A 25,277-nucleotide genomic window follows, 5' to 3' on the forward strand; every position below is an offset into this window, starting at 1 on the left:
CCCATGTCATCAGGATTGGAACGGGTGTTACCGCCGTCCGGTATCGTTCATGCCACCGAGCATAGCGATCAGCGCCGCCGCGAGCGGGAACACGAGCAGCACAACGACCAGCAGTCCGGCGAGCAGCCGTCTGGCGAGGGCTTTGAAGAGGCTCTGTCGGGCGAAGGCAATCTGCCGGCTGGCGCCGGTACCGGACCGCGAGGTGAGGAGCCGGCCGTTCTGGTCGAGACAAATCAGGAAGTCAGCCATACGCTGGATGGCATTGCCGCCTATAGGGCCGCTGCCGAACGGGCCATGCGCCAGCCGGCTGGGCCGCACAGCGCCCTTCCGGCCAGCCGCTCCCTGCCGCAGCGCGCCACCCGCGACCATCAGCCCCCCGCCGTCGTCCGCCACGCCTACGAGGACCACGGCGGCCAGATCGAGCATCACGCCGTCAACGTAGCGACGTGAGGGCCGCCGCCGCGTAGGTCTGCCGGTCCCTACCGCGCCAGTCCGGCAATCGCCTCGGCAAAGTCTTTGGCGGAGAAGGATTCGAGATCGCCGATGCCTTCGCCGACGCCGATGAAATGCACTGGCAGTTTGTGCCTTGCGGCGATGGCGACGAGGATGCCGCCGCGGGCGGTGCCGTCCAGCTTGGTCATCACGAGGCCGGTGACGCCAGCCACCTTGCCGAAGATTTCCACCTGGTTCATGGCGTTCTGGCCCGTGGTGGCATCCAGCGTCAGGATCACGTCATGCGGGGCATCGGGGATCTGCTTGCGGATGACGCGGACCACCTTTTCTAGTTCCGCCATCAGCTCGGCCTTGTTCTGCAGCCGGCCGGCCGTGTCGATCAGCAGCACGTCAACGCCCTTGTCCTTTGCCGCCTGCAGGGCATCAAAGGCAAGACCGGCGGCATCTGCGCCTGCTTCCCGGGCCACCACTTCGGCGCCTGTCCGCTGGCCCCAGATTTTCAGCTGTTCGACGGCAGCGGCGCGGAACGTGTCGCCCGCTGCCAGCATGACCGTCTTGCCTTCGGCGGAGAGTTTGGCTGCCAGCTTGCCGATGGTCGTGGTCTTGCCGGTGCCGTTGACGCCCACCATCAGCACCACATGCGGGCGGTGGCCCCGGTCAAGGTCCAGCGGGCGGGCAGCAGGCTCCAGCACCTTGCGCACTTCTTCTGCCAGAATCTTGCGGACTTCCTCCGGCGAGATTTCCTTGTCGAAGCGCCCTTCCGACAGGCGCTCCGTGATGGCGCCAGCCGTCTCGAGACCCAGATCCGCCTGAAGGAGAATGTCCTCCAGATCCTCCAGCATCCCCGCATCCAGCTTGCGCTTGGTGAAGATTGCCGAGATGCCTTCGGTCAGCGCGGAAGACGAGCGGGCAAGGCCCTTGCGCAGACGCTGGAACCAGGACAGCTTTTCCTGCGGCTCACTCATGGCAACCGGCGCAGGAACGGGGACGGGAGCGGAGGGCGCAGCCTCTTCCGCCGGCTCATCCTCAAGCTCATCCACCAGTTCGGGTTCTGTTGCGGCGGTTGCCTCAGGTTCCGGCTGTTCTGCGGGAAGCGCCGATCCGGTAGCCATGTCTTCAGCGGCTTCCGGCTCAGCTTCAGGGGCTGGCGTGGCAGCTTCCTCTCCGGTCAGGAGTTCCGTTTCCGGCTTCAACTCTTCGGCAGCCGTGCCGGCGCTGTCCTTGCCGCCGAACAAACGGCCCAGAAAGCCGCGCTTCTTCTCGCTCATGAACCTGTCCTGCCGCTGAAGTCTGTCCCGCCCTCAGGCGGCCTGTGAAAGAAGCGCGCCGAGAAGATGGCGCCCGGTGTGCCCGGTGATGCGGGTTTCGATGATCTGCCCGGCCTCTCCGCCATCCACCTCGACCTGTGTGAACTGCTCGGTCCGCCCCAGCCCCTCGCGCTCCAGCAGAATGGGGCGCAGCCGGCCGACTTCGGCACTGAGATGAGCCGCCAGCGCCGCCTCGCCCTTGAGGCGCAGCCGTGCGGCGCGCTCCTTGATGAGGCCCTTGGCCAGCTGCGGCATGCGCGCGGCCGGAGTGCCCGGACGGGGGGAGAAGGGGAAGACATGCAGATGCGTCAACCCGCATTCATCGACGATGGCGAGCGTGTTGGCGAACATCTCTTCCGTCTCGGTCGGGAAACCGGCGATGATATCGGCACCGAAGACCACATCCGGGCGCAAGCGCCGCACCTCGCCGCAGAAGCGGATGGTGTCGGCCCTCAGGTGCCGACGCTTCATCCGCTTCAGGATCATGTCATCGCCCGCCTGCAGCGACAGGTGGAAATGCGGCATCAGCCGTTCGTCTTCGGCAATGACGCGCATCAGCTCGTCATCGGCCTCGATGGAATCGATCGACGACAGCCTGAGCCGCTTCAGCTCCGGTACCAGCTTCAGGATCTTGGCGACAAGCGAGCCAAGGCGGGGCGTGCCGGGAAGATCCGAGCCATAGGACGTGATGTCTACCCCGGTGATGACAATTTCGCGGTAGCCGTTTTCCACGAGGCGGCGCACCTGATCGACGACGACGCCCATGGGCACGGAGCGCGAATTGCCCCGGCCGTAGGGGATGATGCAGAAGGTGCAGCGGTGGTCACAGCCGTTCTGCACCTGCACGAAGGCGCGGGCGCGGCCCTCCAGCCCGTCGATCAGGTGACCGGCGGTCTCGCGCACACTCATGATGTCGTTGACGCGCACCTTCTCGCTGGCATCAAGGCCGAACTGGGCGATGCGGCCATAGGAGGCGCGCTCCAGCTTTTCCGAGTTGCCCAGAACCAGATCCACTTCCTCCATTTCGGAGAACTTGGCCGTTTCGGTCTGGGCGGCGCAGCCGGTGACGATGATCTTGGCTTCCGGATTATCGCGGCGGGCCTTGCGCACGGCCTGACGCGCCTGACGCACCGCTTCGGAGGTGACCGCGCAGGTGTTGATCAGGATGGCATCCTTGAGGCCCGCAGCTTCCGCCTCGCGCTTCATCACTTCCGATTCATAGGAATTCAGCCGGCAGCCGAAGGTGACGACATCAATGCTCACAGTGCGGTCTCCATGGCGGGGGCAGCGGCTTCCAGCTCTGCATCCCCCGGTCCGGTGCGGGTGAAGGTCATGGCCTCGAAGTCCACTTCACCCTCGTATTCAACTTCCGTCATGCCGGTCATCAGCACGTGATTGTCACTCTCGCGCCAGCTGATCGTCAGTGGCCCTCCCGGCAGATGCACGGTGGAAGTGCGGTCCGCGCGGTTGTCACGGGCGGCGGCCACGGCGGCGGCACAGGCGCCGGTGCCGCAGGCACGGGTGAGGCCTGCGCCACGCTCCCACACCCTCACGCGGATTTCCTTGCGGGAGATCACCTGCGCCAGCGAAATGTTGGCCCCTTCCGGGAACAGCGGGTGATGCTCCAGCAGCGGGCCGATGCGGCCAAGGTCATAGGCCTCCACATCGGACACCCAGAAGACCGCATGCGGATTGCCCATGCTGACCACGGCAGGTGTGTGCAGGATGGGCTCATCAATCGGGCCGATCTGCAGTTCCACCGCGCGGGTGTCGGCAAATTCCTCGGCGAGCGGGATTTCGGTCCAGCCGAAGCGCGGCTCGCCCATATCGACGGTGACCGAACGCGGGCCGTCTTCTGCCTTGCGGGCCAGCAGCAATCCGGCGCGGGTCTCGATGCTCACCGCATCAACGCCCTTTTCCTCCATCAGCAGGCGGCCAATGCAGCGGGTTGCGTTGCCGCAGGCAGAGACTTCCGATCCGTCGCGGTTGTGAATGCGCATGAAGGCATCCGCCCCGGAAGGTGAGCGCTCGACGGTGATCATCTGGTCAAAGCCGATGCCGGACATACGGTCTCCCAGCGCGGCAATCACCTCCGGGCTCAGCCGCAGCGGTGCCTCGCGGGCATCCCAGACAACGAAATCGTTGCCAAGGCCATTCATCTTCAAAAACGGTCTGCGCATCGGCGCTGTGCCTGTCAGGTTCTGCAAGCCGGGTTGCAGAAGGTTTGTGCCGGGAGGTGCGGGATCACCGGACCCCGTTTTTCCCCTATATGGCGGAAATACCCGCGGATTGCCAGAGTTTCGACCTGGTGCTTCGCCCAACAGGGCTTAACGGCGGATCTCCATCACCGCGCCGGGTCGCAGGGCCTTCAGCAGGCGGCGCATGTGAGGTTCTGCCACCGCCACGCAGCCCTCGGTCGGCGTGTAGCCGGGCCGGGCGAGGTGAAAGAAGATGGCGCTGCCCTTGCCTTTCACGGCGGGGCTCAGGTTGTAATCCAGCACCACAACGATGTCATAGACCCCGTCCTGCCGCCACATCTTCTCGTGGCTGGCGGCAAAGGGCAGACGGACAGGGGCATTGTAGCGCGGGTGGCGCGGATCGTCGCACCAGCCATCTTCCGGGCGCAGCGCCGTGACGGGCAGGGCCGTTTCCGGCCGCCGTCCCCGGTCGGGCCGGTAGAACACGTCCAGCACGGCAAAGCGGCCAACAGGCGTTGCGCCATCGCCTTCGCGCTTGCGCAGCGTGAGGCCCCCTTTGCCGAGAGCACAGGGCACGGTCAGGCTTCCCAGCGTCAGCGTGCCGCGTGAGGGATGGCCCGGCAGGGGACGCACGGTGAGGCGCTTGTCCGCAGAGGAGGCAGGAGAGGTCATGGTCAGTCCCAATTGCATAACGTACCGTTGATCCAGTGCCATCAACCGGATGTAAAGTGGATGTGAAGCAGAATTGACGGCAGAGACTAAAAATCACGATGATTTTTTCCCACCTATCCGTCATTGCATGAAAAGCACATAGGGGCTGCAACCGATCCGGCCAAAAATGCTGCAAGGGAACGAGGACTGCAAATGAACGCACGCACCATTCTCATCGTGGATGACGACAATGACCTGCGCGAGGCGCTGGTCGAGCAGTTCTCGCTCTATGACGAATTCACCACCCAGCAGGCCTCCACCGCCTCGGATGGCATTGCCGCTGCCAAGGCCGGGCAGGTTGATCTTCTGCTGATGGATGTGGGCCTGCCGGATCTGGACGGGCGCGAGGGGGTGAAGCTTCTGCGCAAGGCCGGATTCAAGGCGCCTGTGATCATGCTGACCGGGCATGACACGGACAGCGACACGATCCTGGGCCTTGAGGCCGGGGCCAACGATTATGTGCCCAAACCCTTCAAGTTCGCCGTGCTGCTCGCCCGGGTGCGTGCCCATCTGCGCCAGCACGAGCAGAGCGAGGACGCGACCTTCACCATCGGCCGCTATTCCTTCCGCCCCGCTGCCAAGCTGATGGTGGATGACCGCGGCAGCAAGGTGCGGCTGACGGAAAAGGAAACCTCGATCCTGAAGTTCCTCTACCGGGCGGGCGAACGGGCGGTAACCCGCGACGTGCTGCTGCATGAGGTCTGGGGCTATAATTCCGGTGTCACCACCCACACGCTGGAGACCCACATCTACCGTCTGCGGCAGAAAATCGAGCGTGACCCCTCCAATGCCGAGCTTCTGGTGACGGAAGCCGGTGGATATAAGCTTGTGCCGTGAGCCATTTGCGGCATAACACTGAGGCATGAGCCTCGTTCAGGACATTGCGATTCTTCGGCAGATTCCCATGTTGTCGGATTTCTCCGACGACCAGTTGCGCCTGCTTGCCTTCAGCGCCGAGGGCATGGACCTGATTTCAGGGTCCTTCGTCTTTGACGAGGGCGAGCGGGCCGATAGCGGCATCGTCATTGCCAAGGGCAATGTCAGCCTGCAGCGCAAGAGCACTCACGGCTTTCTGGAAGTCGAAATGGTAGGCCCCGGCGTGCTGCTGGGCGAAACCGCCATGCTGGTGGAAACCCGCCGCCCTGCCCGTGCGGTCTGCATCGGCCCGGTGCGCGTCATCCGCATCCGCCGGGCCCTGTTCAAGCGCATGGTGCAGGAGTTCCCCGAACTCGCCCGCCGCCTCTTCGACAGCTATGCCGCGCGTTTCCAGACCACCGTCGCCGGTCTCGCCCCCATCGGCGAGAAAATGGCTGAACTGAACACCATCATGGATGAGCTGAAGGCCCGCGTGAAAGGCGAATAGGCTTTCAGCGTTGCCGTCGCGCCGGTTGCGGCAGCAGCCTTGTGCTGATCAGCGGCAGCAGCGCGGTCAACAGGCCGGCCAGCACCACCCACCAGGACGGCCGGATCTGCGCGGGCATGGTGAAGAGCTGCCAGTTGAAATTGGCGAGGAACACCCGCTCCGCCGGAACGCCCGTTGCAAGGTGATACCAGAGATATTCGATGCCCGCCGTCCCAAGGCCAGCCAAAAGGCCAAGCCCCGCCAGCACCAGAGGTGAGGCAAGCGGCAGTTTCAGGCGTGCGGCCCCCCGGTAGATCATCACCAGCAGGAACAGCCCCGTCAGCAGGGTGGCCTGGCTCACATCCGATTTGGATTGCAGGAAATAATGAAAGGCGGCCAGCGCAGCGGCCGGATAGACCAGCTTGTGCAGCCTGTGCCAGCGCGGCCCCATGCGGCGGATGGCGCCATCGGTGGAGGTCACTCCAAGCGCCACAAGTGCTGCCAGCGCGGCAAAGCCGATGGTGAGATAGAAGCGCAGCACGATTTCCGATGTGATGCGCCACAGGTCGAGATTTTCACGGATCACATAGAGCGTCAGGTGGGCGAGCCCGTAAGCCAGAGCCGTCAGGCCCAGCATGCGGCGGATGCCTGCCAGCTTGCCCCAGCCGGTGATGCGCCGCAGCGGCGAGACGGCCAGCGCTGCCACGAGAAAGCGCATGGCCCAGTCACCGCTGACAAAGACGAGCTGGCGCGCCGGTTCCGGCTGCACCAGCCCCATGGCGGCGCGGGTAAGATACCAGAGCGCCGGAGCGATGGCGATCAGGAAGACGGCAAGCTTCAGACCCGACAGGCGCCCCTGCCGGTCCGTCCAGGGCAGAAAAACTGCCACGGGGCGCAGGCCTGACACATTGGGCATTTCGTCAATCGCTCCGGAAAATCCTGATGCAGCCTTGTATCTCTTTACGAGATGCCTGCGTTTCAGGATTTTTCAAGCCTGCGTGAAAGATGCAGGGACTGCAAGACAAAAGGCCGCCCTTGCGGACGGCCTTTGTTCAGCTTGCTCTGCGTTGCGGGCCATCAGGCTCCGGACATGCTTAAGCCCACGGGCGGCTTTCGGCGGTGGCGCATTCGAAACGGTCGATCGACGTGGCCTTCTCCAGGGTCAGGCCGATGTCGTCGAGGCCGTTCATCAGGCAGTGCTTGCGGAAGGGATCGATCTCGAAGGAGATGACGCCGCCATCCGGGCCGCGGATTTCCTGGGCCTCCAGATCCACCGTCAGGGTGGAGTTGGCGCCGCGCGAAGCGTCATCCAGCAGCTTGTCCAGCTCTTCGCGGGTGACCACGACCGGCAGGATGCCGTTCTTGAAGCAGTTGTTGTAGAAAATGTCGGCGAAGCTGGTGGAAATCACACAGCGGATGCCGAAATCGAGCAGTGCCCAGGGAGCATGCTCGCGCGAGGAGCCGCAGCCGAAGTTGTCGCCTGCCACAAGGATCGTCGCACCCTTGTAGGCCGGCTTGTTCAGCACGAATTCGGCGTTGTCCGAACCATCCTCGTTGTAGCGCAGTTCCGAGAACAGCGCGGTGCCAAGGCCGGTGCGCTTGATCGTCTTCAGATACTGCTTCGGGATGATCATGTCGGTGTCGATGTTGATGATCGGCAGGGGCGCCGCAACACCGGTGAGGGAGGTGAACTTCTGCAAGGCGGTCTCTCCAAGGGCTCTCTGAATTGTCTTTGTTGTTCTTGTGCCCTGCCGCGCTCAGGCGGCCAGGCTTTCTGCCGGGTCTGCGCCCAGCATGATGTTGAGGTTCTGGACGGCAGCGCCCGAGGCGCCCTTGCCCAGATTGTCATAGACGGCGATGACAACGGCCTGCGCACGGGCGTCATTGGCAAAGACATAGACGCGCATCATGTTGGTGCCGTTGAGGGCCTGCGGGTTCAGCTCCGACGCCCTGTCGAGCGGCGACAGCGGCGCGACTTCGACGAAACCCTTCGCCTGACCGGCAAAGTGATCGGCAATGGCCGCATGCAGCTCAGCGCCCGTGGGCACCTTCGGCAGGCGCGCCAGATTGAGCGGCACGCTGGTGATCATCCCCTTGTAGTAGTTGCCGACCGCCGGAACGAACAGCGGCGCATCGGCAAGGCCCGAATAGGTCTTCATCTCCGGCAGGTGCTTGTGGCCAAGTGCCAGGCCATAGGGCAGGAACACGTTGGCCGCATCGCCCTGTGCCTCATAGCTGGCAATCATCGACTTGCCGCCGCCGGAATAGCCGGAGATGCCGTTGACCGTGACGGGGAAATCCGCCGGAACGAGCCCTGCGGCCACCAGCGGGCGCAGCGCGGCAATGACGCCCTGCGGCCAGCAGCCGGGATTGGAGACAAAGCGGGCGGCGGCAATCGCCGCGCTCTGGCCCTTGTCCATCTCGGCAAAGCCGTAGGTCCAGCCGTCTGCCACGCGATAGGCGGTGGAGGCGTCGATGACGCGGGTGGTGCCGTTGGTGATCAGCGACACGCTTTCCTTCGCTGCATCGTCGGGCAGGCAGAGGATGGCCACATCGGCGCTGTTCAGCATGTCCGCGCGGGCGGACATGTCCTTGCGCTGCTCCGGGGCGATGGACAGCAGCTCGATGTCGCGGCGCACGGCGAGGCGCTCGCGGATCTGCAGACCCGTCGTGCCGGCTTCGCCATCAATGAAAATCCGCGCCACCATTGCGCCCGCTCCCTCATTTGCAAGGACATAAGAATGGAGCGGGTTTTACACACATTCCGCCAGCCTGTCACGGGCAAGCGGGGTCTGGCCGCTGTCGGCGTTCTCAACGGGCCATTGAGTGATACTCATCATTTGGGCGCATTCCGGTGGCCGCAGCCATGCGGCTGGACATGTTGTAGATGGCCGCAAGGGCGGCAATGTCCCAGATATCCCGGTTACTGAAGCCTGTATCACGCAGGGTCTACCGGTCTGCCTCCACTACTGCGGCGGGGCGTTCTGCCAGATGCGCGGCGAAGTCCAGCATGGCCCACTGCTTTGCCGTCAGATCCGCCACCCGGTAGTTCATCACCAGCATGTCACCCAGCACCGGATCGCCGGACAGCTGGCCGACGGCAGCGCCATGGGCGGCGAGGCAATAGAAGCAGCGGTTCACGCTCGACACGGCCACGGCAATCATCTCCCGCTCCAGCTTGGAGAGGCTTGAGGGCCCAGCATCAGATCGTTATACATGCCGGTGACGGCGCGCAATTTTGTGTCGTTGAAGGCGTAGGCGCGCAGCACATCTGGAATAAATCCTATTTTTCCTCACACTTTGCAAAGTATCCCTGCGTCGCTTCGCTCAACTCGCCTTCGGCCGGCAAATTTAGCGCCATTACATCTTTGTTCGTCATTTTGGTGAATCCTCCCGAATGCCATTTTTTAAGCGGCATTGGCAGCCTAGCATGCCGCCGCTGATTCGCGGGTCAGGAGGACAGAGATGGCGCAAGCACGGGAAATCCAGAAGACAAAGCTCATTGAAGAGGTGAGCAAAATTCTGACGTCAAATGCGGAGACGGCAGGGGCCGGTCTCCCGGATTTTGCCGCTGAACTTTATCAGCAGGGTGCTGCAGAAGATCTTGTCGCCTACTCGGCGGACGAGCTGGCCGCTTTCGCGCGTGCCGCATTCCAGGACTTCAGCGCGCACCCGAGGGGCACCAGCCGCATCAGCGTGACGAACCCGTCCTTCAAGACCAAGGGCAAGATGGCCGGTGAGGTGACGGTCATCGAACTGGTCAATGACAACATGCCCTTCCTGGTGGATTCGGTCATGGCCGAGCTGCATGACAGCAAGCTGACCGTCCATCTGGTGCTGCACCCCATCTACAACGTGGAGCGCGGCGCGCAGGGCGAACTCGTGTCTTTCAGCGGCCACAAGGGCGGCGCGGCACGGGAAGACCATCAGGAAAGCGTAATCCATATCCACGTCAGCCGGATCGCGAGCGAAGAAGCCCGCGCCGGGCTGGAGCAGCGCCTGACACGCATCATGGATGACGTGCGTGCCGCTGTTGCAGACTGGAAGGCCATGCGCAAGCGCCTGACCAAGGCGGTGAACACCTACAAGACCGCGCAGGCCGACAGCTCCAGCAACGAACTGTGGGAGGCGATCCAGTTCCTTGAATGGATGGCCGATGACAATTTCATCTTCCTCGGCATGCGCGAATATACCTTTGACGGTGGCGCGGGCGAGGGTGAGCTGACGCCGGTGGACAGCACCGGTCTTGGCCTTCTGGCTGATCCGGACATGCGCGTTCTGCGGAGGGGCGGGGAGTTCGTGCAGATCACCCCGGAGATTCGCGAGTTCCTGATGCGCCCGGACCCGCTGATCATCGCCAAGGCCAACGTGAAGAGCCGCGTGCACCGGCGCGTCTACATGGACTATGTCGGCACCAAGATGTTTGACGCCTCCGGCAAGATGACCGGCGAGCTGCGCATCGTCGGCCTGTTTGCCTCCACCGCCTATAACGAGCCGACGGGCACGATCCCCTTCCTGCGGCGCAAGGTGAGCAAGGTGCTGGCCAAGGCCGGATTTGATTCCGACAGCCATTCGGGCCGCGCCCTCACCAATGTGATGGAAACCTTCCCGCGGGACGAGCTGTTCCAGATTGATCAAGAAACGCTCTACGACTTCGCCATGGCGATCCTGCAGCTGGATGAGCGCCCGCGCATCCGCGTGCTGGCCCGGCCGGAGAAGTTCGACCGATACGTCTCGATCCTCTGCTACGTGCCGCGTGACCGCTACACCACGGAAGTGCGCCTCAACATCGGCACCTATTTCGCCCATGTCTTCGATGGCCACCTGTCTGCCTGGTATGTGACCTATCCGGAAGGGCCTCTGGCGCGGGTGCATTTCATCATTGGCCGTTCCGGCGGCAAGACGCCTTCGGTGGCCCAGGACGAGCTGGAAAAGGCCGTCGCCTCCATCATCCGCACCTGGCCGGACGGGCTGATGGATGCCTTCAAGGAACACTTCAGCCCGGATGTGGCCGAGCGCCTGTCGGACCGCTATGCTCTCGCCTTCCACGGCGGCTACAAGGAGGTCTACAACGCGGAAAACGCGCTTGCGGACGTGCAGAAGATCGAGAGCCTGTCGGAGGACCGCCGGGCGGCGATCACCTTCTTCCGCAGCTCCGGCGCGCCGGATACGCGCCTGTCGCTGAAGGTGTTCCATCTGGAAGCTCCGATCCCGCTGTCGGCCCGCGTGCCGCTGCTGGAGAACATGGGCTTCAAGGTCATCAACGAGCGCACCTACCGCATCTCGCCGGCCGGCATGCCCTTCTGCTACCTGCATGAAATGACGCTGGAAGCGGCCAAGGGCGGCAGCATCGAGCTTTCGGCCGATCTGAAGGGCCGCCTCGAAGCCCTGTTCATGGCCGTGTGGCTGGGGCAGGCGGAAAGCGACGGCTACAACGCACTGGTGCTGACGGCCGGCCTCGGCTGGCGCGACATCGCCATGGTGCGCGCCCTGTCGAAATACCTGCGCCAGGTGGGCATCCGCTATTCCGAAGACTATATGTGGACCACGCTCAACAACTACCCGGCCATTGCCGCCAAGCTGGTCGAGCTGTTCCACGTGCGTTTCAATCCGGCGCTCAGCGAGGCAGACCGCACGCTCAATGCGGCGCGGATCGAGAACGAGCTGTCGTCCGAGTTCGATGCGGTGGTCAGCCTGGATGATGACCGCATCCTGCGGCGCTTCCAGAATGTCATCGACGCCATTCTGCGCACCAACTTCTTCCAGCTGGATGCGGACGGAAAGCCGAAGCAGGCCTTCGCCTTCAAGATCGATTCCCGCCGCATCGATGACATGCCGCAGCCCAAGCCCTTCCGGGAAATCTCGGTCTACAGCCCCCGTGTCGAGGGTGTGCATCTGCGCTTCGGCAAGGTGGCGCGCGGCGGCCTGCGCTGGTCAGACCGGCCGCAGGATTTCCGCACCGAAGTGCTGGGCCTCGTCAAGGCGCAGCAGGTGAAGAATGCGGTGATCGTGCCGGTTGGGTCCAAGGGCGGCTTTGTGCCCAAGCGCCTGCCTGCGGGCGGTGACCGCGAGGCGGTGTTCGCCGAAGGCACGGAAGCCTACAAGATCTTCGTCAGCTCGCTGCTTGATGTGACCGACAACCTCAAGGGCGACCAGATCCTGCCGCCGCTGGATGTGGTGCGCCACGATGAGGATGATCCCTATCTGGTGGTGGCCGCCGACAAGGGCACGGCAACCTTCTCCGACACGGCCAACGGCATTTCGACCAGCCGGGATTTCTGGCTGGGCGATGCCTTCGCCTCGGGCGGTTCGGCCGGTTATGATCACAAGAAGATGGGCATCACCGCACGCGGCGCCTGGGAAGCGGTGAAGCGCCACTTCCGCGAAATGAACCGCGACATCCAGAGCGAGCCCTTCACCGTGGCCGGTGTGGGCGACATGTCCGGCGACGTCTTCGGCAACGGGATGCTGCTGTCGAAGGAAATCCGGCTGGTGGCCGCCTTCGACCACCGCGACATCTTTCTCGACCCCACGCCGGATGCAGCGTCCAGCTTTGCCGAGCGCAAGCGGCTGTTCGATATGGGCCGCTCGTCCTGGGCGGATTATGACAAGAGCCTGATTTCCGCCGGTGGCGGTGTCTTCTCCCGCCAGCTGAAGTCCATTCCGCTCAGTGAGGAAGCCCAGCAGCTGCTTGGCATCCCGCGGGCCAAGGCAACGCCGCAGGAGGTGATGACTGCCATCCTGAAGCTCGACGTTGATCTGCTGTGGTTCGGCGGCATCGGCACCTATATCCGCGCCAGCACCGAAACGGATGCCGATGCGGGCGACAAGGCGAACGATGCCATCCGCATCTCTGCACGTGAAGTGCGGGCCAAAGTCATTGGCGAGGGCGCAAACCTCGGCATGACCCAGCGCGCCCGTATCGAATTTGGCCGCAATGGAGGACGTTCCAATTCGGATGCCATCGACAATTCCGCCGGTGTGAACTCGTCGGACATGGAGGTGAACATCAAGATCGCGCTGGGCGCTGCCGTCCAGTCGGGCAAGCTCGACATTCCCGCCCGCAACGTGCTTCTGGCGCAAATGACGGACGAGGTGGCGGAGCTGGTGCTGCGCAACAACTACCTGCAGTCCCTCGCCATCTCTATGACTGAACAGCGCGGGCTGGAGGACTTCGGCTATCAGGGCCGGATGATGCGCCAGCTGGAGCAGGCAGGCCATCTCGACCGGCAGGTGGAATTCCTGCCCGATGATGCGGCGCTGGCCGAGCTGGAAAAGGCCGGGCTGTTCCTCACCCGCGCCGAGCTTGGCGTGCTTCTCGCCTATGCCAAGATCACGCTCTATGACGCGCTGCTGGAAAGTGACGTGCCGGACGATGATTATCTGGCGCGCGAACTTTTCCGCTACTTCCCGGACCAGATGGCGGACGCCTATGCCGAGGAAATCCGGGGGCACCGGCTGCGGCGGGAAATCATCGCCACGATGCTGGCGAATTCCATGGTCAACCGCTGCGGGCCGACCTTCATCACCCGCATTGCCGACCAGACGGGCGCCAGCGCCGCCGAGATTGCCCGCGGCTTCGTTGCGGTGCGCAACAGCTATGGCCTGACGGACCTCAACGAGGAAATTGACGCGCTCGACACGAAGATCGACGGCAAGGTGCAGCTGGAGCTTTATGCCGAAGTGCAGAACCTGTTCCTCGATCAGGTGGTCTGGTTCCGCCGCCATGTCTCCTTCAAGGACGGTATTGCGGCGGTGGTGGAACGCTTCCGGGCCGGGATTGACGCGATGCGGCCGCATCTGGAAAAGGCCGTCACGCCCGCACAGGCAGCGCTTCTGGCCGCCGCAGTAGAGGAGAACGTGGCCAAGGGTGTGCCGGAGCCGCTGGCCCGCCGCATCACCTGGCTGCCGGTGGAAGCGACCATTCCGGACATCGTGCTCATCGCCGGTGACACGGGGGCGGAACTGGATGCGGCAGCCTCCACCTTCTTCGAGGTGGCGGCGCATTTCGGCATTGCCGAAATGGCTATCCGGGCACGGAATCTGGTGGTTGCGGATTATTACGACGGGCTGGCGCTCGACCGGGCCCTGGCAACGCTTTCCGATGCGCACCGCCAGCTGACGGCGGCAGCGCTGAGGGCCGGTGGCTTTGCCCATTGGCTGGCCGGGCATGAGGCCATCGTGGCCCGCACCACCCGCTCGGTGGGCGAGATTCTGGAAGGCACGATCAGCGTTTCCAAGTTCTCGGTCGCTGCAAGCCTGCTCGCGGAAATCGCGCGCTAAGCTAAAGTTCTGCTGGTCCGGGCCTTGAGTCCGGACCAGCTTTTCATGGCTCAGCATACCTGCCATAACGCGTCATGACCGCCGTTTTCCGCTTCGCGCCTTCCCCCAACGGGTATCTGCATCTGGGGCACGCCCTGTCGGCGCTGCTCAACCGGCAGCTTGCGCAAGCGGCGGGCGGGCGGGTGCTGCTGCGGATCGAGGACATCGACACGGCCCGCTGCACGCCCGCACTGGAAGCGGCGATGCTGGAGGATCTCCGCTGGATCGGCTTTGGCTACGAAGAGCCGCCGCGCCGCCAGTCAGAGCATTTCGGCGAATATGCCGCAGCTCTTGCCCGGCTGCAGGAGATGGGGCTGATCTATGAGGCCTATCTGACCCGTGCTGAAATCGGGGGTTTTGTAGCTCGGTTGGAGGCTGAGGGAAAACTCTGGCCGCGGGATCCGGACGGGGCGCCGCTTTATCCTGGCGATGCGGCCTTGCTGGATGAGGCAGAAATCGCCCGCCGCCGGGCCTCCGGAACCCCCTTTGCCCTCCGGCTCGACATGCGCAAGGCAGTGAGCCTGCTGAGCGGGCCGCTGTTCTGGCAGGAAGAAGGGGGGCAAGGGCAGGGCCGCACAGTTGCGGCAGATCCGCTCGCCTGGGGCGATGTGATCCTCGCCCGCAAGGATACGCCGGCGAGCTATCACCTCTCCGTCACGCTGGATGATGCCTGGCAGGGGGTGACGCATGTGGTGCGGGGGCAGGATCTGTTCCACGCCACTGCCGTGCACCGGCTGCTGCAGGTTCTGCTCGGCCTGCCGGAGCCGCGCTATCACCATCACCGGCTGATCTTGGGGGCGGACGGGCGCAAACTTTCGAAATCGGAGGGGCACACGGCCCTGCGGGAACTGCGCGCTGCCGGGTGGACGGTGGACGACGTGCGCGGCCGGATCGGGATCTGAATTCAGATCAGCCCCAGCATGTCCAGCGCCAGCACCCAGAGCCCGCAGGTGACGACGGCTGCGGCGGTGGTGAGGGTGATGGAATTGGCCGACATGGCGTGTCCCGTGCCGTAACGGGTGGCGAAGATGTAGACATTGACACCTGTCGGAGAGGCGGCAGTCAGTGTCATGGCCGCCGTCCAGACCGGCGGCAGGGCGAAGACATAGGCGCAGAGCACCAGTACGATGGCAGGCATCATCAGGACCTTCAGCACGCTCAGGATGATGCCGGGTGCCAGATTGCCGCGGATGCCATAGAGTACCATGCTCATGCCCAGTGAGAACAGGGCGACGGGCAGGGCGGTGGAGGAGAGCCGGTCGATCACGTCTCCCGCAATGCCGGTGAGCGGCAGGGAGAACACCCGCCAGACCAGCGAGGCCAGAATGGCCACGACAATCGGATTTGTGATCAGGCTGCCGAGGATTTTCTTGAGCAGTTCCGGGAGTGATTGGGACCCGCCTGCGCCATCGGCGGCGGCCGCCCGCTCCATCAGCACGGCGATGACGATGGTCATCACCGGCAGATGCACGGAAATCAGCAGCACAAGCGGCAGCAGGCCATCCGGGCCCAGCACGGAAGACACAAGCGGAATGCCGACCATGACAGTGTTGGCAAAGGCGGCGGAAACGCCGGCTATCACGCCGGCGCGCGAATCACGGGCGAAAATCTTGCGCACGATCAGCGTGGCAATGGCCCAGGTGAGGGCAACGCCGCTGAAATAGGCGGCCCACAGTGCCCAGGGAAAGCCGTGATCCATCGAGACCGTTGCCAGCGTCTTGAAGATGAGCGAAGGGATCGCCACCACGAAGACGAACTGGCCGAGCCCTTCGCCCACGGATTGGGGTAGCAGGCCGGTGCGTGCTGCCAGATAGCCGAGCCCGACAAGCACGAAAACGGGGACAACGATGGTCAGGATCTGCTCGAACATGGCGGGTTCCAGAATGCATCCGGGATGGATTTCAGAGCGGCGCGCAGCAGAGGGCTGCGGACAAGGCAGAACGGAGGGCGCACGGCACATGGACCAGCCCAGGGCACCGTGACACAATGGGGTGATACACCGCGATTCAGGCGGGCGGCGCAGCCGCATCACAAGCACAACTGTAGAAGAGGCACGGCTTGCCGGTCAACCGGAAGCCCTTATGACGCTGGCAGCAGGGGAACAGCATGACGGGTAAGGAGAAGGGCAGTCCCGAGAGCCAGCGGCTCGCCCTGATGGCCCATGACCTGCGCACGCCGCTCAATGCCATGCGTCTGACGGCGGAGCTGATCGGTATGGAGCCGCTGAGCCCCCTGCAGCAGGTGCGCCTCGCAACCCTGATTTCGGCGATTGATGGCCTGGCAGACATGACTGCCGCCGTGCTGAACGAAGGCCGCGCCGCCGCAGGTCTCACACCCTTGCCGAAGGCTGCGCGTGAGCAGGCCGATACGCCGGACGCCGGGCGGCTTCTGCTGGAAATCGCCGGTCTTTTTGAACCGCTGGCGAAGGCAAAGGGCCTTGCACTGGCCGTCAATGTGCCCGAAGCACCGCTTTTCTGTCCGCCGGAGGTGCAGATGGCCCTGCGCCGTGCGGCCATGGTTCTCATCGACAATGCCATCCGCTACACTCCGCGCGGGCAGGTGCGGGCAGTGCTGCGCGAGGAGGCGGGTACTCTTTTGCTCGAGATCACCGACACCGGGCCGGGGATCGGCGTCATGGAGCGCCGCCGCCTGTTCCGCCCTTTCACGCGCGGGACGGCCGGGCGGGCCGGGGACGGCAGCAGCTCGGGCCTTGGCCTTTGGGGGGCTGCGGAGGTGGTGAAGGCAGCTGGCGGGCGGCTGGATCTCGACGATGCGCCGGGCGGCGGCTGCCGTTTCTCCGTGCATCTGCCGCTGCCAGGCGGGAGCAGGGCACCGGAGGGCGGCACAGCCCAGCCGGGGCCGCATGTTCTGATCGTCGATGACAACGAAACCAACCGGCGTCTGCTGGCCGCGCTGCTGGAATCCTTTGCCATGACCAGTGACGCGGCCGGCACCGGCCAGCAGGCCGTGAACATGGCGGCAGCAACCGCCTATGACGGGGTGCTGCTGGATCTGCACATGCCCGGCATGGACGGCATCGAAACCGCCGCCGCCCTGCGCCTCGGGCCGGATGGCGCGCGTCTGCCGCTGATTGCCGTGACGGCCGCGCTGGAGTCGGTGGGTGACCGCAAGCTGCGGCAGGCCGGGTTCGATGACGTGCTGCCCAAGCCCATCTCCCCCTCGCAGCTTTACCAGACCCTCAACCTCGCCCGCACCCGCCATAAGCTGCGGCTGGAGGAGAGGACGGGGTAGGGGGGGAGTTGTCCATTTCTCTCCATCGTCGTCCCGGCTCGCGCTTCGCTGCGTCCGGTATGACGATGGAGAGGCGGCGCAAAGATAAGGGCCGCCCCATGCGGAGCGGCCCTTTCCGTTTTGCGTTCAAAAATGGTCAGCTGCGCACGAGGTTGCGCAGGACGTAGTGCAGGATACCGCCGGCCTTGATGTATTCCAGCTCGTCCAGCGTATCGACACGGCACAGGCACTCGATGTTCTTCACCGTGCCGTCCTCGTAGGTCACTTCCACGTTCATCATCTGGCGCGGGGTGATGTCTGCGATGCCCTTGATCGTCACCCGCTCCTTGCCGGTGATGCCATGGGACTGCCAGCTCTCGCCTTCCTTGAAGGTCAGCGGAATGACACCCATGCCGACGAGGTTGGAGCGGTGGATGCGCTCGAAGGACTGGGCGATGACGGCGCGCACGCCGAGCAGCTTGGTGCCCTTCGCAGCCCAGTCACGGGACGAGCCGGTGCCATATTCCTTGCCTGCGAAGATCACCAGCGGGATGCCGGCTTCCTGATATTCCATGCAGGCGTCATAGATCCACTTCTGCTGGCCGTCCTTCATGGTGACGCCGCCTTCCACGCCCGGAACCATCTGGTTCTTGATGCGGATGTTGGCGAAGGTGCCGCGCATCATCACATGGTGATTGCCGCGCCGCGCGCCGTAGGAGTTGAAGTCAGTAACGGCAACCTGATGCTCGGACAGGTATTTGCCAGCCGGGCTGCTGGCCTTGATGTTGCCGGCCGGAGAGATGTGGTCGGTGGTGATGGAATCGAGGAACAGGCCCATCACGGCGGCGCCCTCGATGTCCGTCAGGGGCTTGGGCTCCATGGTCATGCCCTCGAAATAGGGCGGGTTGGCCACGTAGGTGGAGGAGACCGGCCACTTGTAGGTCATGCCGCCTTCCACCTTGATTGCCTGCCAGTGCTCGTCGCCCTTGAACACGTCCGAATAACGCTTGCGGAACATGTCATCATCAATCGAGGCACGAATGATCTGCGTGATCTCTTCCGTCGAGGGCCAGATGTCCTTGAGGTAGACCGGCTTGCCGTCCTGATCCTCGCCCAGCGGGTCCGTGGCAACATTGATGGTCATGTTGCCCGCAATCGCATAGGCAACGACCAGCGGTGGGGAGGCCAGATAGTTGGCGCGCACATCCGGGTTTACGCGGCCCTCGAAGTTGCGGTTGCCCGAGAGCACGGCACTGACGACAAGGTCATTGTCGGAGATCGCCTTCGACAGTTCCGGTGCCAGCGGCCCGGAGTTGCCGATGCAGGTGGTGCAGCCATAGCCGGCGAGGGTGAAGCCGAGGGCGTCGAGATCGTCCTGAAGCCCGGCCTTGATGAGGTAATCCGTCACCACCTGCGAGCCGGGTGCAAGCGAGGTCTTCACCCAGGGCTTGACCTTGAGGCCCTTCCTGCGGGCATTGCGGGCGACGAGGCCCGCGCCGATCAGCACGCTCGGGTTCGAGGTGTTGGTGCAGGAGGTGATGGCGGCGATGACCACATCGCCATGGCCAAGGTCATGGCTGCGGCCCTCGACGGGCACACGGCGCGACAGCTCGTCCGCCTTCTTGAACTCGTCGGCCATGGTCTTGGCAAAGCCTGCGGCGACGGCATCAAGGTTGATGCGGTCCTGCGGGCGCTTGGGGCCGGAGAGAGCGGGCACGACGGTGGAGATGTCGAGTTCCAGCGTATCGGTGAAGACCGGATCAGGGGAGGCCGCATCGCGGAACATACCCTGTGCCTTCGAATAGGCCTCGACAAGCGCAACGCGCTGCGGATCGCGCCCGGTGGCCTTCAGATAGGCAAGGGTCTCGCGGTCGACGGGGAAGAAGCCGCAGGTCGCGCCATATTCCGGAGCCATGTTGGCGATGGTGGCGGCATCCTCAAGGCTGAGGTTGTCGAGGCCGGGGCCGTAGAATTCCACGAACTTGCCGACCACGCCCTTCTTGCGCAGCATTTCGGTGACGCGCAGCACAAGGTCGGTCGCGGTGATGCCGTCATTCAGCTTGCCGGTCAGCTTGAAGCCGATGACTTCCGGGATCAACATGGAAATCGGCTGGCCGAGCATGGCCGCTTCCGCCTCGATGCCGCCGACGCCCCAGCCAAGGACCGCAAGGCCGTTCACCATGGTGGTGTGGGAATCGGTGCCCACCAGCGTGTCCGGATAGGCGATGGTTTCGCCGTTCTCTTCCTTGATCCAGACCGTCTGGGCCAGATATTCGAGGTTCACCTGATGGCAGATGCCGGTGCCGGGGGGCACGGCGCGGAAATTGTCGAAGGCCGACTGGCCCCAGCGCAGGAATTCATAGCGCTCGCGGTTGCGCTGGTACTCCAGCTCCACGTTCTTCGAGAAGGCATCCTTTGTACCGAAATAGTCGATCATCACCGAGTGGTCGATGACGAGATCCACCGGCACCAGAGGGTTGATCTTCTTCGGGTCACCGCCCAGCTTCACTGCCGCATCGCGCATGGCGGCAAGATCGACCACGGCCGGAACGCCGGTGAAGTCCTGCATCAGCACGCGGGCCGGGCGGTAGGAGATTTCGTGTTCGGATGTGCGGGTGACGAGCCACTGCGCCACCGCGCGGATGTCATCAGCGGTCACCGTGCGGTTGTCTTCAAAGCGCAGCAGGTTTTCCAGCACCACCTTCAGCGAATTCGGCAGGCGGGAGACGCCCTCAAGGCCGTTCTTCTCGGCGTCCGGAATGGAGAAATAGGTGTAGGTCTGGCCGTTGACTTCAAGGGTTTTCCTGGACTTGAAGCTGTCGAGGGATTGGGTCACGTCGAGCACTCTCCTCTCAAGACCGGGCCCGGCGGCGGGATGGTGCCTGCCCGGAGGATTAAAGATCTCTGGTCCCGGCCGCAGCCGGATCTGACTGGCCTCTTGCCGGGCCTCGCCTTTGGTGCCGCACAGTCCCAGCCGCTGCCCGCAGGCGGGCAGGGCAAGAGGCTGATGTATGCTGCCCCTATAGCCGGATTTGGCTTTTGCGGCGAGTCATGCCCGCAGCATCTGCAACTGGAACCGGTCTCCCAGGTGTTGTTTCAACCTTTTGGGCCGGCCTTCGGGACACCTCGCAGTGAAAGGCTTCGACATCAGATATTGGGTTTATTTTTCAAAGGGCAACAGGGGTCAAGGACAAAGGCCCGCATTCCGGTTATGGGTGATCGAAAGCGCTTGAATGACATTGCATACTATTGTATACCGCGCTGAAAAATAACACTCAGCCCGCTTGCCCCGGCCCGCCAGAAGTGACCGCGATCCGGAGGTTGGCACTGACCAACAAGGGATTCCGGGATCACCATGAGCCTTTACGCCGATTATCTCGCCGAGATCGAAACCCGCAAGGGTCAGGGCCTTCACCCCAAGCCGATCGAGGATGCCGCGCTCCTCGCCGAGGTGATTGCCAATATCAAGGACACGGGCAGCGCCCACCGCGCCGATTCGCTGCAGTTCTTCATCTACAACACCATTCCCGGCACAACGGGCGCTGCTGGCGAAAAGTCCCGTTTCCTGAAGGAGATCATCCTGGGAACCGAGGTGGTGCCGGAAATCTCCCGCGCCTTCGCCTTCGAGCTGCTGTCCCACATGAAGGGCGGCCCGTCCATCGCCGTGCTTCTGGATCTGGCGCTGGGCGAGGATGCCTCCATCGCCCGTGACGCTGCCGAAGTGCTGAAGACCCAGGTCTTCCTCTATGCCGCCGACACCGACCGTCTGAAGGCCGCCTTCGAGGCTGGCAATCCGGTCGCCAGGGACATTCTGGAGAGTTACGTCAAGGCCGAGTTCTTCACCAAGCTTCCCGAGGTCGAGGAGGAGATCAAGGTCGTCACTTATGTCGCGGCAGAAGGCGATATTTCCACCGACCTGCTGTCACCGGGCAATCAGGCGCATTCGCGCTCCGACCGTGAGCTGCATGGAAAGTGCATGATCTCCGAGGCCGCTCAGGCCGAGATCCGCGCCCTGCAGGCGCAGCATCCGGACAAGCGCGTCATGATGATCGCCGAAAAGGGCACGATGGGCGTCGGTTCCTCGCGCATGTCGGGCGTCAACAATGTGGCGCTGTGGACCGGCAAGCAGGCGAGCCCCTACGTTCCCTTCGTCAACATTGCCCCGATCGTGGCCGGCACCAACGGCATTTCGCCGATCTTCCTGACCACTGTCGATGTGACGGGCGGCATCGGCATCGACCTGAAGAACTGGGTCAAGAAGCTGGATGACGAGGGCAAGCCGGTCATCGACAATGCCGGCAATCCGGTTCTGGTGCAGAAGTACTCGGTCGACACGGGCACCGTGCTGAAGATCAACAGCAAGTCCAAGAAGCTCTACAGCGAGGACGGCAAGGAAGAGCTTGCCGATCTGTCCGCATCCTTCCGTCCGCAGAAGATGGAATCCATGCGCGCCGGTGGCTCATATGCCATCGTTTTCGGCAAGAAGCTGCAGACCTTTGCGGCCGAAACGCTGGGCGTCGAAGCGCCGCTGGTGTTCTCTCCGGCCAAGGAAGTCTCCCATCCGGGCCAGGGCCTGACGGCGGTGGAGAAGATCTTCAACCGCAATGCGGTTGGCGTTGCGCCGGGCAAGGTGCTGCATGCCGGTTCCGACGTGCGCGTGCGCGTCAACATCGTCGGCTCGCAGGACACCACCGGTCTGATGACCGCGCAGGAACTGGAAGCGATGGCAGCTACCGTCATTTCGCCGCTGGTGGATGGCGCCTATCAGTCCGGCTGCCACACGGCTTCGGTCTGGGATCTGAAGGCACAGGCCAACATTCCGAAACTGATGAGCTTCATGCACAAGTTCGGCCTGATCACCGCGCGTGACCCGAAGGGCGTCTATCACTCCATGACGGACGTGATCCACAAGGTACTGAACGACATCACCGTGGATGACTGGGACATCATCATCGGCGGCGACAGCCACACCCGCATGTCCAAGGGCGTCGCCTTCGGTGCGGACTCGGGCACCGTGGCGCTGGCTCTTGCCACCGGCGAAGCCACCATGCCGATCCCCGAGTCCGTCAAGGTGACCTTCAAGGGCTCCATGAAGGATCACGTCGATTTCCGCGATGTGGTGCATGCCACCCAGGCCCAGATGCTGAGCCAGTTCGGCGACAACGTCTTCCAGGGCCGTGTCATCGAAGTGCATATCGGCACGCTGCTGGCGGACCAGGCCTTCACCTTCACCGACTGGACCGCAGAAATGAAGGCCAAGGCCTCCATCTGCATCTCCGATGACGAGACGCTGATCGGCTCGCTGGAACTGGCCAAGTCGCGCATTCAGGTGATGATCGACAAGGGCATGGATAATGACGCTCAGGTTCTGAAGGGCCTGATCGCCAAGGCCGACAAGCGCATCGCCGAAATCCGCTCCGGCGAAAAGCCGGCGCTGGCTCCGGACGAAAACGCCAAGTACTTCGCCGAAGTCGTCGTCGATCTCGACCAGATCGATGAGCCGATGATCGCCGACCCGGATGTCAACAACCCGGATGTGTCCAAGCGCTACACCCATGATTCCATCCGCCCCGTGTCCTATTACGGCGGCGAGAAGAAGGTCGATCTGGGCTTCGTCGGTTCCTGCATGGTGCACAAGGGCGACATCAAGATCGTCGCGCAGATGCTGAAGAACCTCGAAAAGGTGCATGGCACCGTCGAGTTCAAGGCTCCGCTCGTGGTGGCAGCCCCGACCTACAACATCATCGACGAGCTGAAGGCTGAAGGCGACTGGGACGTTCTGCAGAAGTACTCGGGCTTCGAATTCGACGACAATGCGCCGAAGAGCAAAGCCCGTACCCAGTACGAAAACATCCTGTATCTGGAGCGTCCGGGCTGCAACCTCTGCATGGGCAACCAGGAAAAGGCCGAGAAGGGCGATACGGTTCTGGCCACCTCCACCCGCCTGTTCCAGGGCCGTGTGGTGGAAGACAGCGCCGAGAAGAAGGGTGAATCCCTGCTCGCCTCCACCCCTGTGGTGGTGCTCGCCGCCATTCTGGGCCGCACGCCCAACGTGGACGAGTACAAGCAGGCCGTGGAAGGGATTGACCTGACCAAGTTCTCCCCGCCGGTCGAAAAGCTGGCAACGGCGCGCTCGGTTCACTTCTGAGCCGCCAGAAGCATCTGAGCCTCTGATGGCCTGACTTTCAGCGGCCGCCCGTCCGGTGAGGATCCTATCGGATCTGACCCGGACCGGCGGCCGTTCACTTGTGAGGCGCAGCTCTGCCCTCCCTCTACGCAGTTCTAGCTGCTTGCCATCGTCCGGGGGGCATCCTAACAAGGACCGGAATGAAGCGCGGAGCTGTCCTCTGAAACTGATTGCCGAGAAACTTGCCGTGGACCGGGGCGGGCGCCGGGTGTTTGCCGGGTTGGGCTTTGAGCTTGAGGCGGGCCGGGCGCTGGTTATCACCGGGGCCAATGGTGTCGGCAAGTCGACGCTGCTGCGCACGCTGGCGGGTCTTGTGCCGGTGAGCGAGGGCAAGCTGACGCTGGAAGGCGGTGCCAGCGAGCGCAGCCTGGCCGAGCACGCACATTATTTCGGCCATGAAAGCGCGGTGAAGCGTGCCCTGAGCGTTCTGGAAAACCTTGAGTTCTGGCGCAGCTTCATGGTCCCGGCCCGGCCGGAGGGGTTTGACGGCGAGGTGCTGCAGCCGCTGGATATTCTCGACCGCCTCGGCATCGGCCACACCGCGAACCTGCCCGCGGCCTATCTGTCGGCGGGCCAGACCCGGCGGCTGGCGCTGGCGCGCCTGTTCGTGACACCGCGCCCCATCTGGCTGATGGATGAGCCGACCTCGGCCCTCGACAAGGCCTCCGAAGCGCAGCTTCTCGGTTTCATGAACGCGCATCTGGCTGCAGGCGGTCAGATCATCACCGCCACCCATTCCGAGCTTGCGCTGCATCCCGCCGATGCGCTGCATCTGGCTGCGCCAGAGCTGGGGCCAGAACAGGGTGATGAGACCGCAGACGAGGGAGAAGAGGCATGAGCGGCTGGTTCTCCGCCCTTGTTGCCCGCGAAGTCCGCCTGGCCATCCGGGTTGGCGGCGGGGCGCTGATCGGCGTGCTGTTCTTTCTGGCCGTGGTCACGGTCATTCCATTTGGCGTCGGGCCGGATCTCAATCTCCTGTCCCGCATCGGCCCGGCGATCCTTTGGATCGGGGCGCTGCTGTCGGCGCTGCTGGGGCTCGACCGGCTGTTTCAGGCCGACCGGGATGACGGCTCGCTCGATCTGATGCTGATGGCCGGCCAGCCGCTGGAACTGGTGGTGCTGGGCAAATGCCTTGCCCACTGGGTGGCAACCGGCCTGCCGCTGGTGCTGGCAGCGCCCGTTCTGGCTGTTTTCCTCAACCTCGGGCCGGTGGCCATGGGGGCGGTGACGCTGACCCTGCTGGTGGGGACTCCCGCTCTGACCTTGATCGGCGCCATTGGCGCGGCGCTGACCGTGTCGCTGCGCCGGGGCGGTCTGCTGCTCGCCGTGCTGGTGGTGCCGCTGACGATCCCGGTGCTGATCTTCGGCGTGAGCGCGGCGGACGCTGCCGTGAATGACCCGGTGCCCTTCATGACGCCGTTTCTGATCCTCTGCGCGCTGACGCTGTTCTCGGCTGTTCTCGGGCCGGTGGCGGCGGCGGCGGCGCTGCGCTTTGCGGCGGATTGAACCCGTCAGGGCATGACGCT

At 63.8% G+C, this 25,277-nt stretch carries 18 protein-coding genes and 1 pseudogene; 9 read left to right on the forward strand and 10 right to left on the reverse strand.

Translation table 11 applies throughout. From position 1 onward, the window contains the following. The first annotated feature begins 3 nt into the window (after positions 1-3). Positions 4-450 carry a hypothetical protein gene (locus ASC48_RS05585; RefSeq protein ID WP_141658876.1) on the forward strand — a complete coding sequence of 149 codons (447 nt, stop codon included), beginning with the start codon at positions 4-6 and terminating at the stop codon, positions 448-450. A gap of 29 nt (positions 451-479) precedes the next feature. Here ASC48_RS05585 and ftsY read toward each other — a convergent pair whose 3' ends face one another. The 4 genes from ftsY to ASC48_RS05605 form a co-directional block, all read right to left on the reverse strand. Continuing rightward, positions 480-1,721 carry a signal recognition particle-docking protein FtsY gene (gene ftsY, locus ASC48_RS05590; RefSeq protein ID WP_055454769.1) on the reverse strand — a complete coding sequence of 414 codons (1,242 nt, stop codon included), beginning with the start codon at positions 1,719-1,721 and terminating at the stop codon, positions 480-482. Positions 1,722-1,754: 33 nt separating this feature from the next. Beyond that, positions 1,755-3,023: a tRNA (N(6)-L-threonylcarbamoyladenosine(37)-C(2))-methylthiotransferase MtaB gene (gene mtaB / locus ASC48_RS05595; protein ID WP_055454770.1), complete on the reverse strand. Its 1,269-nt coding sequence runs from the start codon at positions 3,021-3,023 to the stop codon at positions 1,755-1,757. Next, positions 3,020-3,940 (reverse strand): diaminopimelate epimerase, encoded by a 921-nt coding sequence (gene dapF / locus ASC48_RS05600; protein ID WP_072242532.1) that lies wholly within the window; start codon positions 3,938-3,940, stop codon positions 3,020-3,022. The genes mtaB and dapF overlap by 4 nt, the downstream gene beginning before the upstream one ends. A gap of 147 nt (positions 3,941-4,087) precedes the next feature. Further along, positions 4,088-4,630 carry a L,D-transpeptidase family protein gene (locus ASC48_RS05605; protein ID WP_055454772.1) on the reverse strand — a complete coding sequence of 181 codons (543 nt, stop codon included), beginning with the start codon at positions 4,628-4,630 and terminating at the stop codon, positions 4,088-4,090. A gap of 192 nt (positions 4,631-4,822) precedes the next feature. Between ASC48_RS05605 and ASC48_RS05610 the strand changes: the two genes are divergently transcribed. Then, positions 4,823-5,506, forward strand: a complete 684-nt coding sequence (locus tag ASC48_RS05610; protein WP_050474100.1) for a response regulator transcription factor — start codon at positions 4,823-4,825, stop codon at positions 5,504-5,506. A gap of 67 nt (positions 5,507-5,573) precedes the next feature. Further along, positions 5,574-6,032, forward strand: coding sequence for a Crp/Fnr family transcriptional regulator (locus ASC48_RS05615; protein WP_208975542.1), 459 nt, complete (start codon positions 5,574-5,576; stop codon positions 6,030-6,032). A gap of 4 nt (positions 6,033-6,036) precedes the next feature. On the opposite strand, the gene ASC48_RS05620 is transcribed toward ASC48_RS05615, so the two are convergent. The 4 genes and pseudogenes from ASC48_RS05620 to ASC48_RS05635 all read right to left on the reverse strand — a co-directional run bounded on the left by ASC48_RS05620 (position 6,037) and on the right by ASC48_RS05635 (position 9,390). Next, complete coding sequence (locus ASC48_RS05620) at positions 6,037-6,927, reverse strand: protein-methionine-sulfoxide reductase heme-binding subunit MsrQ (protein ID WP_055454774.1); 891 nt, start codon at positions 6,925-6,927, stop codon at positions 6,037-6,039. Positions 6,928-7,105: 178 nt separating this feature from the next. Then, positions 7,106-7,711: a 3-isopropylmalate dehydratase small subunit gene (gene leuD / locus ASC48_RS05625; RefSeq protein WP_055454775.1), complete on the reverse strand. Its 606-nt coding sequence runs from the start codon at positions 7,709-7,711 to the stop codon at positions 7,106-7,108. A 57-nt stretch (positions 7,712-7,768) separates the two neighbouring features. Next, positions 7,769-8,719 (reverse strand): N-acetyl-gamma-glutamyl-phosphate reductase, encoded by a 951-nt coding sequence (gene argC / locus ASC48_RS05630; RefSeq protein WP_055454776.1) that lies wholly within the window; start codon positions 8,717-8,719, stop codon positions 7,769-7,771. Between the two features lie 103 nt (positions 8,720-8,822). Beyond that, positions 8,823-9,390, reverse strand: a pseudogene (locus ASC48_RS05635) (peroxidase-related enzyme). 86 nt (positions 9,391-9,476) lie between these two features. On the opposite strand from ASC48_RS05635, the gene ASC48_RS05640 reads away from it, so the two are divergent. After that, positions 9,477-14,294 (forward strand): NAD-glutamate dehydrogenase, encoded by a 4,818-nt coding sequence (locus tag ASC48_RS05640; RefSeq protein WP_055454777.1) that lies wholly within the window; start codon positions 9,477-9,479, stop codon positions 14,292-14,294. A 74-nt stretch (positions 14,295-14,368) separates the two neighbouring features. After that, positions 14,369-15,235, forward strand: coding sequence for a tRNA glutamyl-Q(34) synthetase GluQRS (gluQRS, locus tag ASC48_RS05645; protein WP_055454778.1), 867 nt, complete (start codon positions 14,369-14,371; stop codon positions 15,233-15,235). A gap of 2 nt (positions 15,236-15,237) precedes the next feature. Here the strand turns inward: gluQRS and ASC48_RS05650 are convergent, their stop codons facing one another. Continuing rightward, positions 15,238-16,203: an AEC family transporter gene (locus ASC48_RS05650; protein WP_055454779.1), complete on the reverse strand. Its 966-nt coding sequence runs from the start codon at positions 16,201-16,203 to the stop codon at positions 15,238-15,240. Between the two features lie 236 nt (positions 16,204-16,439). Here ASC48_RS05650 and ASC48_RS05655 point away from each other — a divergent pair, with 236 nt between their 5' ends. Continuing rightward, complete coding sequence (locus ASC48_RS05655; protein ID WP_055454780.1) at positions 16,440-17,585, forward strand: hybrid sensor histidine kinase/response regulator; 1,146 nt, start codon at positions 16,440-16,442, stop codon at positions 17,583-17,585. A 136-nt stretch (positions 17,586-17,721) separates the two neighbouring features. Here ASC48_RS05655 and acnA read toward each other — a convergent pair whose 3' ends face one another. Continuing rightward, positions 17,722-20,400, reverse strand: coding sequence for an aconitate hydratase AcnA (gene acnA, locus ASC48_RS05660; RefSeq protein ID WP_055454858.1), 2,679 nt, complete (start codon positions 20,398-20,400; stop codon positions 17,722-17,724). Between the two features lie 519 nt (positions 20,401-20,919). Between acnA and ASC48_RS05670 the strand changes: the two genes are divergently transcribed. The 3 genes from ASC48_RS05670 (at position 20,920) to ccmB (ending at position 25,257) form a co-directional block, all read left to right on the forward strand. After that, the gene (locus tag ASC48_RS05670; RefSeq protein ID WP_055454782.1) at positions 20,920-23,712 is read left to right on the forward strand and encodes a bifunctional aconitate hydratase 2/2-methylisocitrate dehydratase; all 2,793 of its coding nucleotides are present in this window, start codon (positions 20,920-20,922) and stop codon (positions 23,710-23,712) included. Positions 23,713-23,812: 100 nt separating this feature from the next. Continuing rightward, entirely contained in the window at positions 23,813-24,589 is a 777-nt protein-coding gene (gene ccmA, locus ASC48_RS05675; RefSeq protein ID WP_409842636.1) for a heme ABC exporter ATP-binding protein CcmA, read from the forward strand. Next, entirely contained in the window at positions 24,586-25,257 is a 672-nt protein-coding gene (ccmB, locus tag ASC48_RS05680; RefSeq protein WP_055454783.1) for a heme exporter protein CcmB, read from the forward strand. Before ccmA ends, ccmB begins: the two co-directional genes overlap by 4 nt. Positions 25,258-25,277: the final 20 nt, after the last annotated feature.

The organism is Pannonibacter indicus, from assembly GCF_001418225.1.
Classification (GTDB): Bacteria; Pseudomonadota; Alphaproteobacteria; order Rhizobiales; family Stappiaceae; genus Pannonibacter; species Pannonibacter indicus.

Excerpts from the sequence above, each read along its gene's own strand:
- ASC48_RS05585 (WP_141658876.1), top strand. The coding sequence starts at position 4 with ATGTCATCAGGATTGGAACGGGTGTTACCGCCGTCCGGTATCGTTCAT.
- ftsY (WP_055454769.1), bottom strand. The coding sequence starts at position 1,721 with ATGAGCGAGAAGAAGCGCGGCTTTCTGGGCCGTTTGTTCGGCGGCAAG.
- dapF (WP_072242532.1), bottom strand. The coding sequence starts at position 3,940 with ATGCGCAGACCGTTTTTGAAGATGAATGGCCTTGGCAACGATTTCGTT.
- ASC48_RS05605 (WP_055454772.1), bottom strand. The coding sequence starts at position 4,630 with ATGACCTCTCCTGCCTCCTCTGCGGACAAGCGCCTCACCGTGCGTCCC.
- ASC48_RS05610 (WP_050474100.1), top strand. The coding sequence starts at position 4,823 with ATGAACGCACGCACCATTCTCATCGTGGATGACGACAATGACCTGCGC.
- ASC48_RS05615 (WP_208975542.1), top strand. The coding sequence starts at position 5,574 with ATGTTGTCGGATTTCTCCGACGACCAGTTGCGCCTGCTTGCCTTCAGC.
- ASC48_RS05620 (WP_055454774.1), bottom strand. The coding sequence starts at position 6,927 with ATGCCCAATGTGTCAGGCCTGCGCCCCGTGGCAGTTTTTCTGCCCTGG.
- argC (WP_055454776.1), bottom strand. The coding sequence starts at position 8,719 with ATGGTGGCGCGGATTTTCATTGATGGCGAAGCCGGCACGACGGGTCTG.
- ASC48_RS05640 (WP_055454777.1), top strand. The coding sequence starts at position 9,477 with ATGGCGCAAGCACGGGAAATCCAGAAGACAAAGCTCATTGAAGAGGTG.
- gluQRS (WP_055454778.1), top strand. The coding sequence starts at position 14,369 with ATGACCGCCGTTTTCCGCTTCGCGCCTTCCCCCAACGGGTATCTGCAT.
- ASC48_RS05650 (WP_055454779.1), bottom strand. The coding sequence starts at position 16,203 with ATGTTCGAGCAGATCCTGACCATCGTTGTCCCCGTTTTCGTGCTTGTC.
- ASC48_RS05655 (WP_055454780.1), top strand. The coding sequence starts at position 16,440 with ATGACGGGTAAGGAGAAGGGCAGTCCCGAGAGCCAGCGGCTCGCCCTG.
- ASC48_RS05670 (WP_055454782.1), top strand. The coding sequence starts at position 20,920 with ATGAGCCTTTACGCCGATTATCTCGCCGAGATCGAAACCCGCAAGGGT.
- ccmB (WP_055454783.1), top strand. The coding sequence starts at position 24,586 with ATGAGCGGCTGGTTCTCCGCCCTTGTTGCCCGCGAAGTCCGCCTGGCC.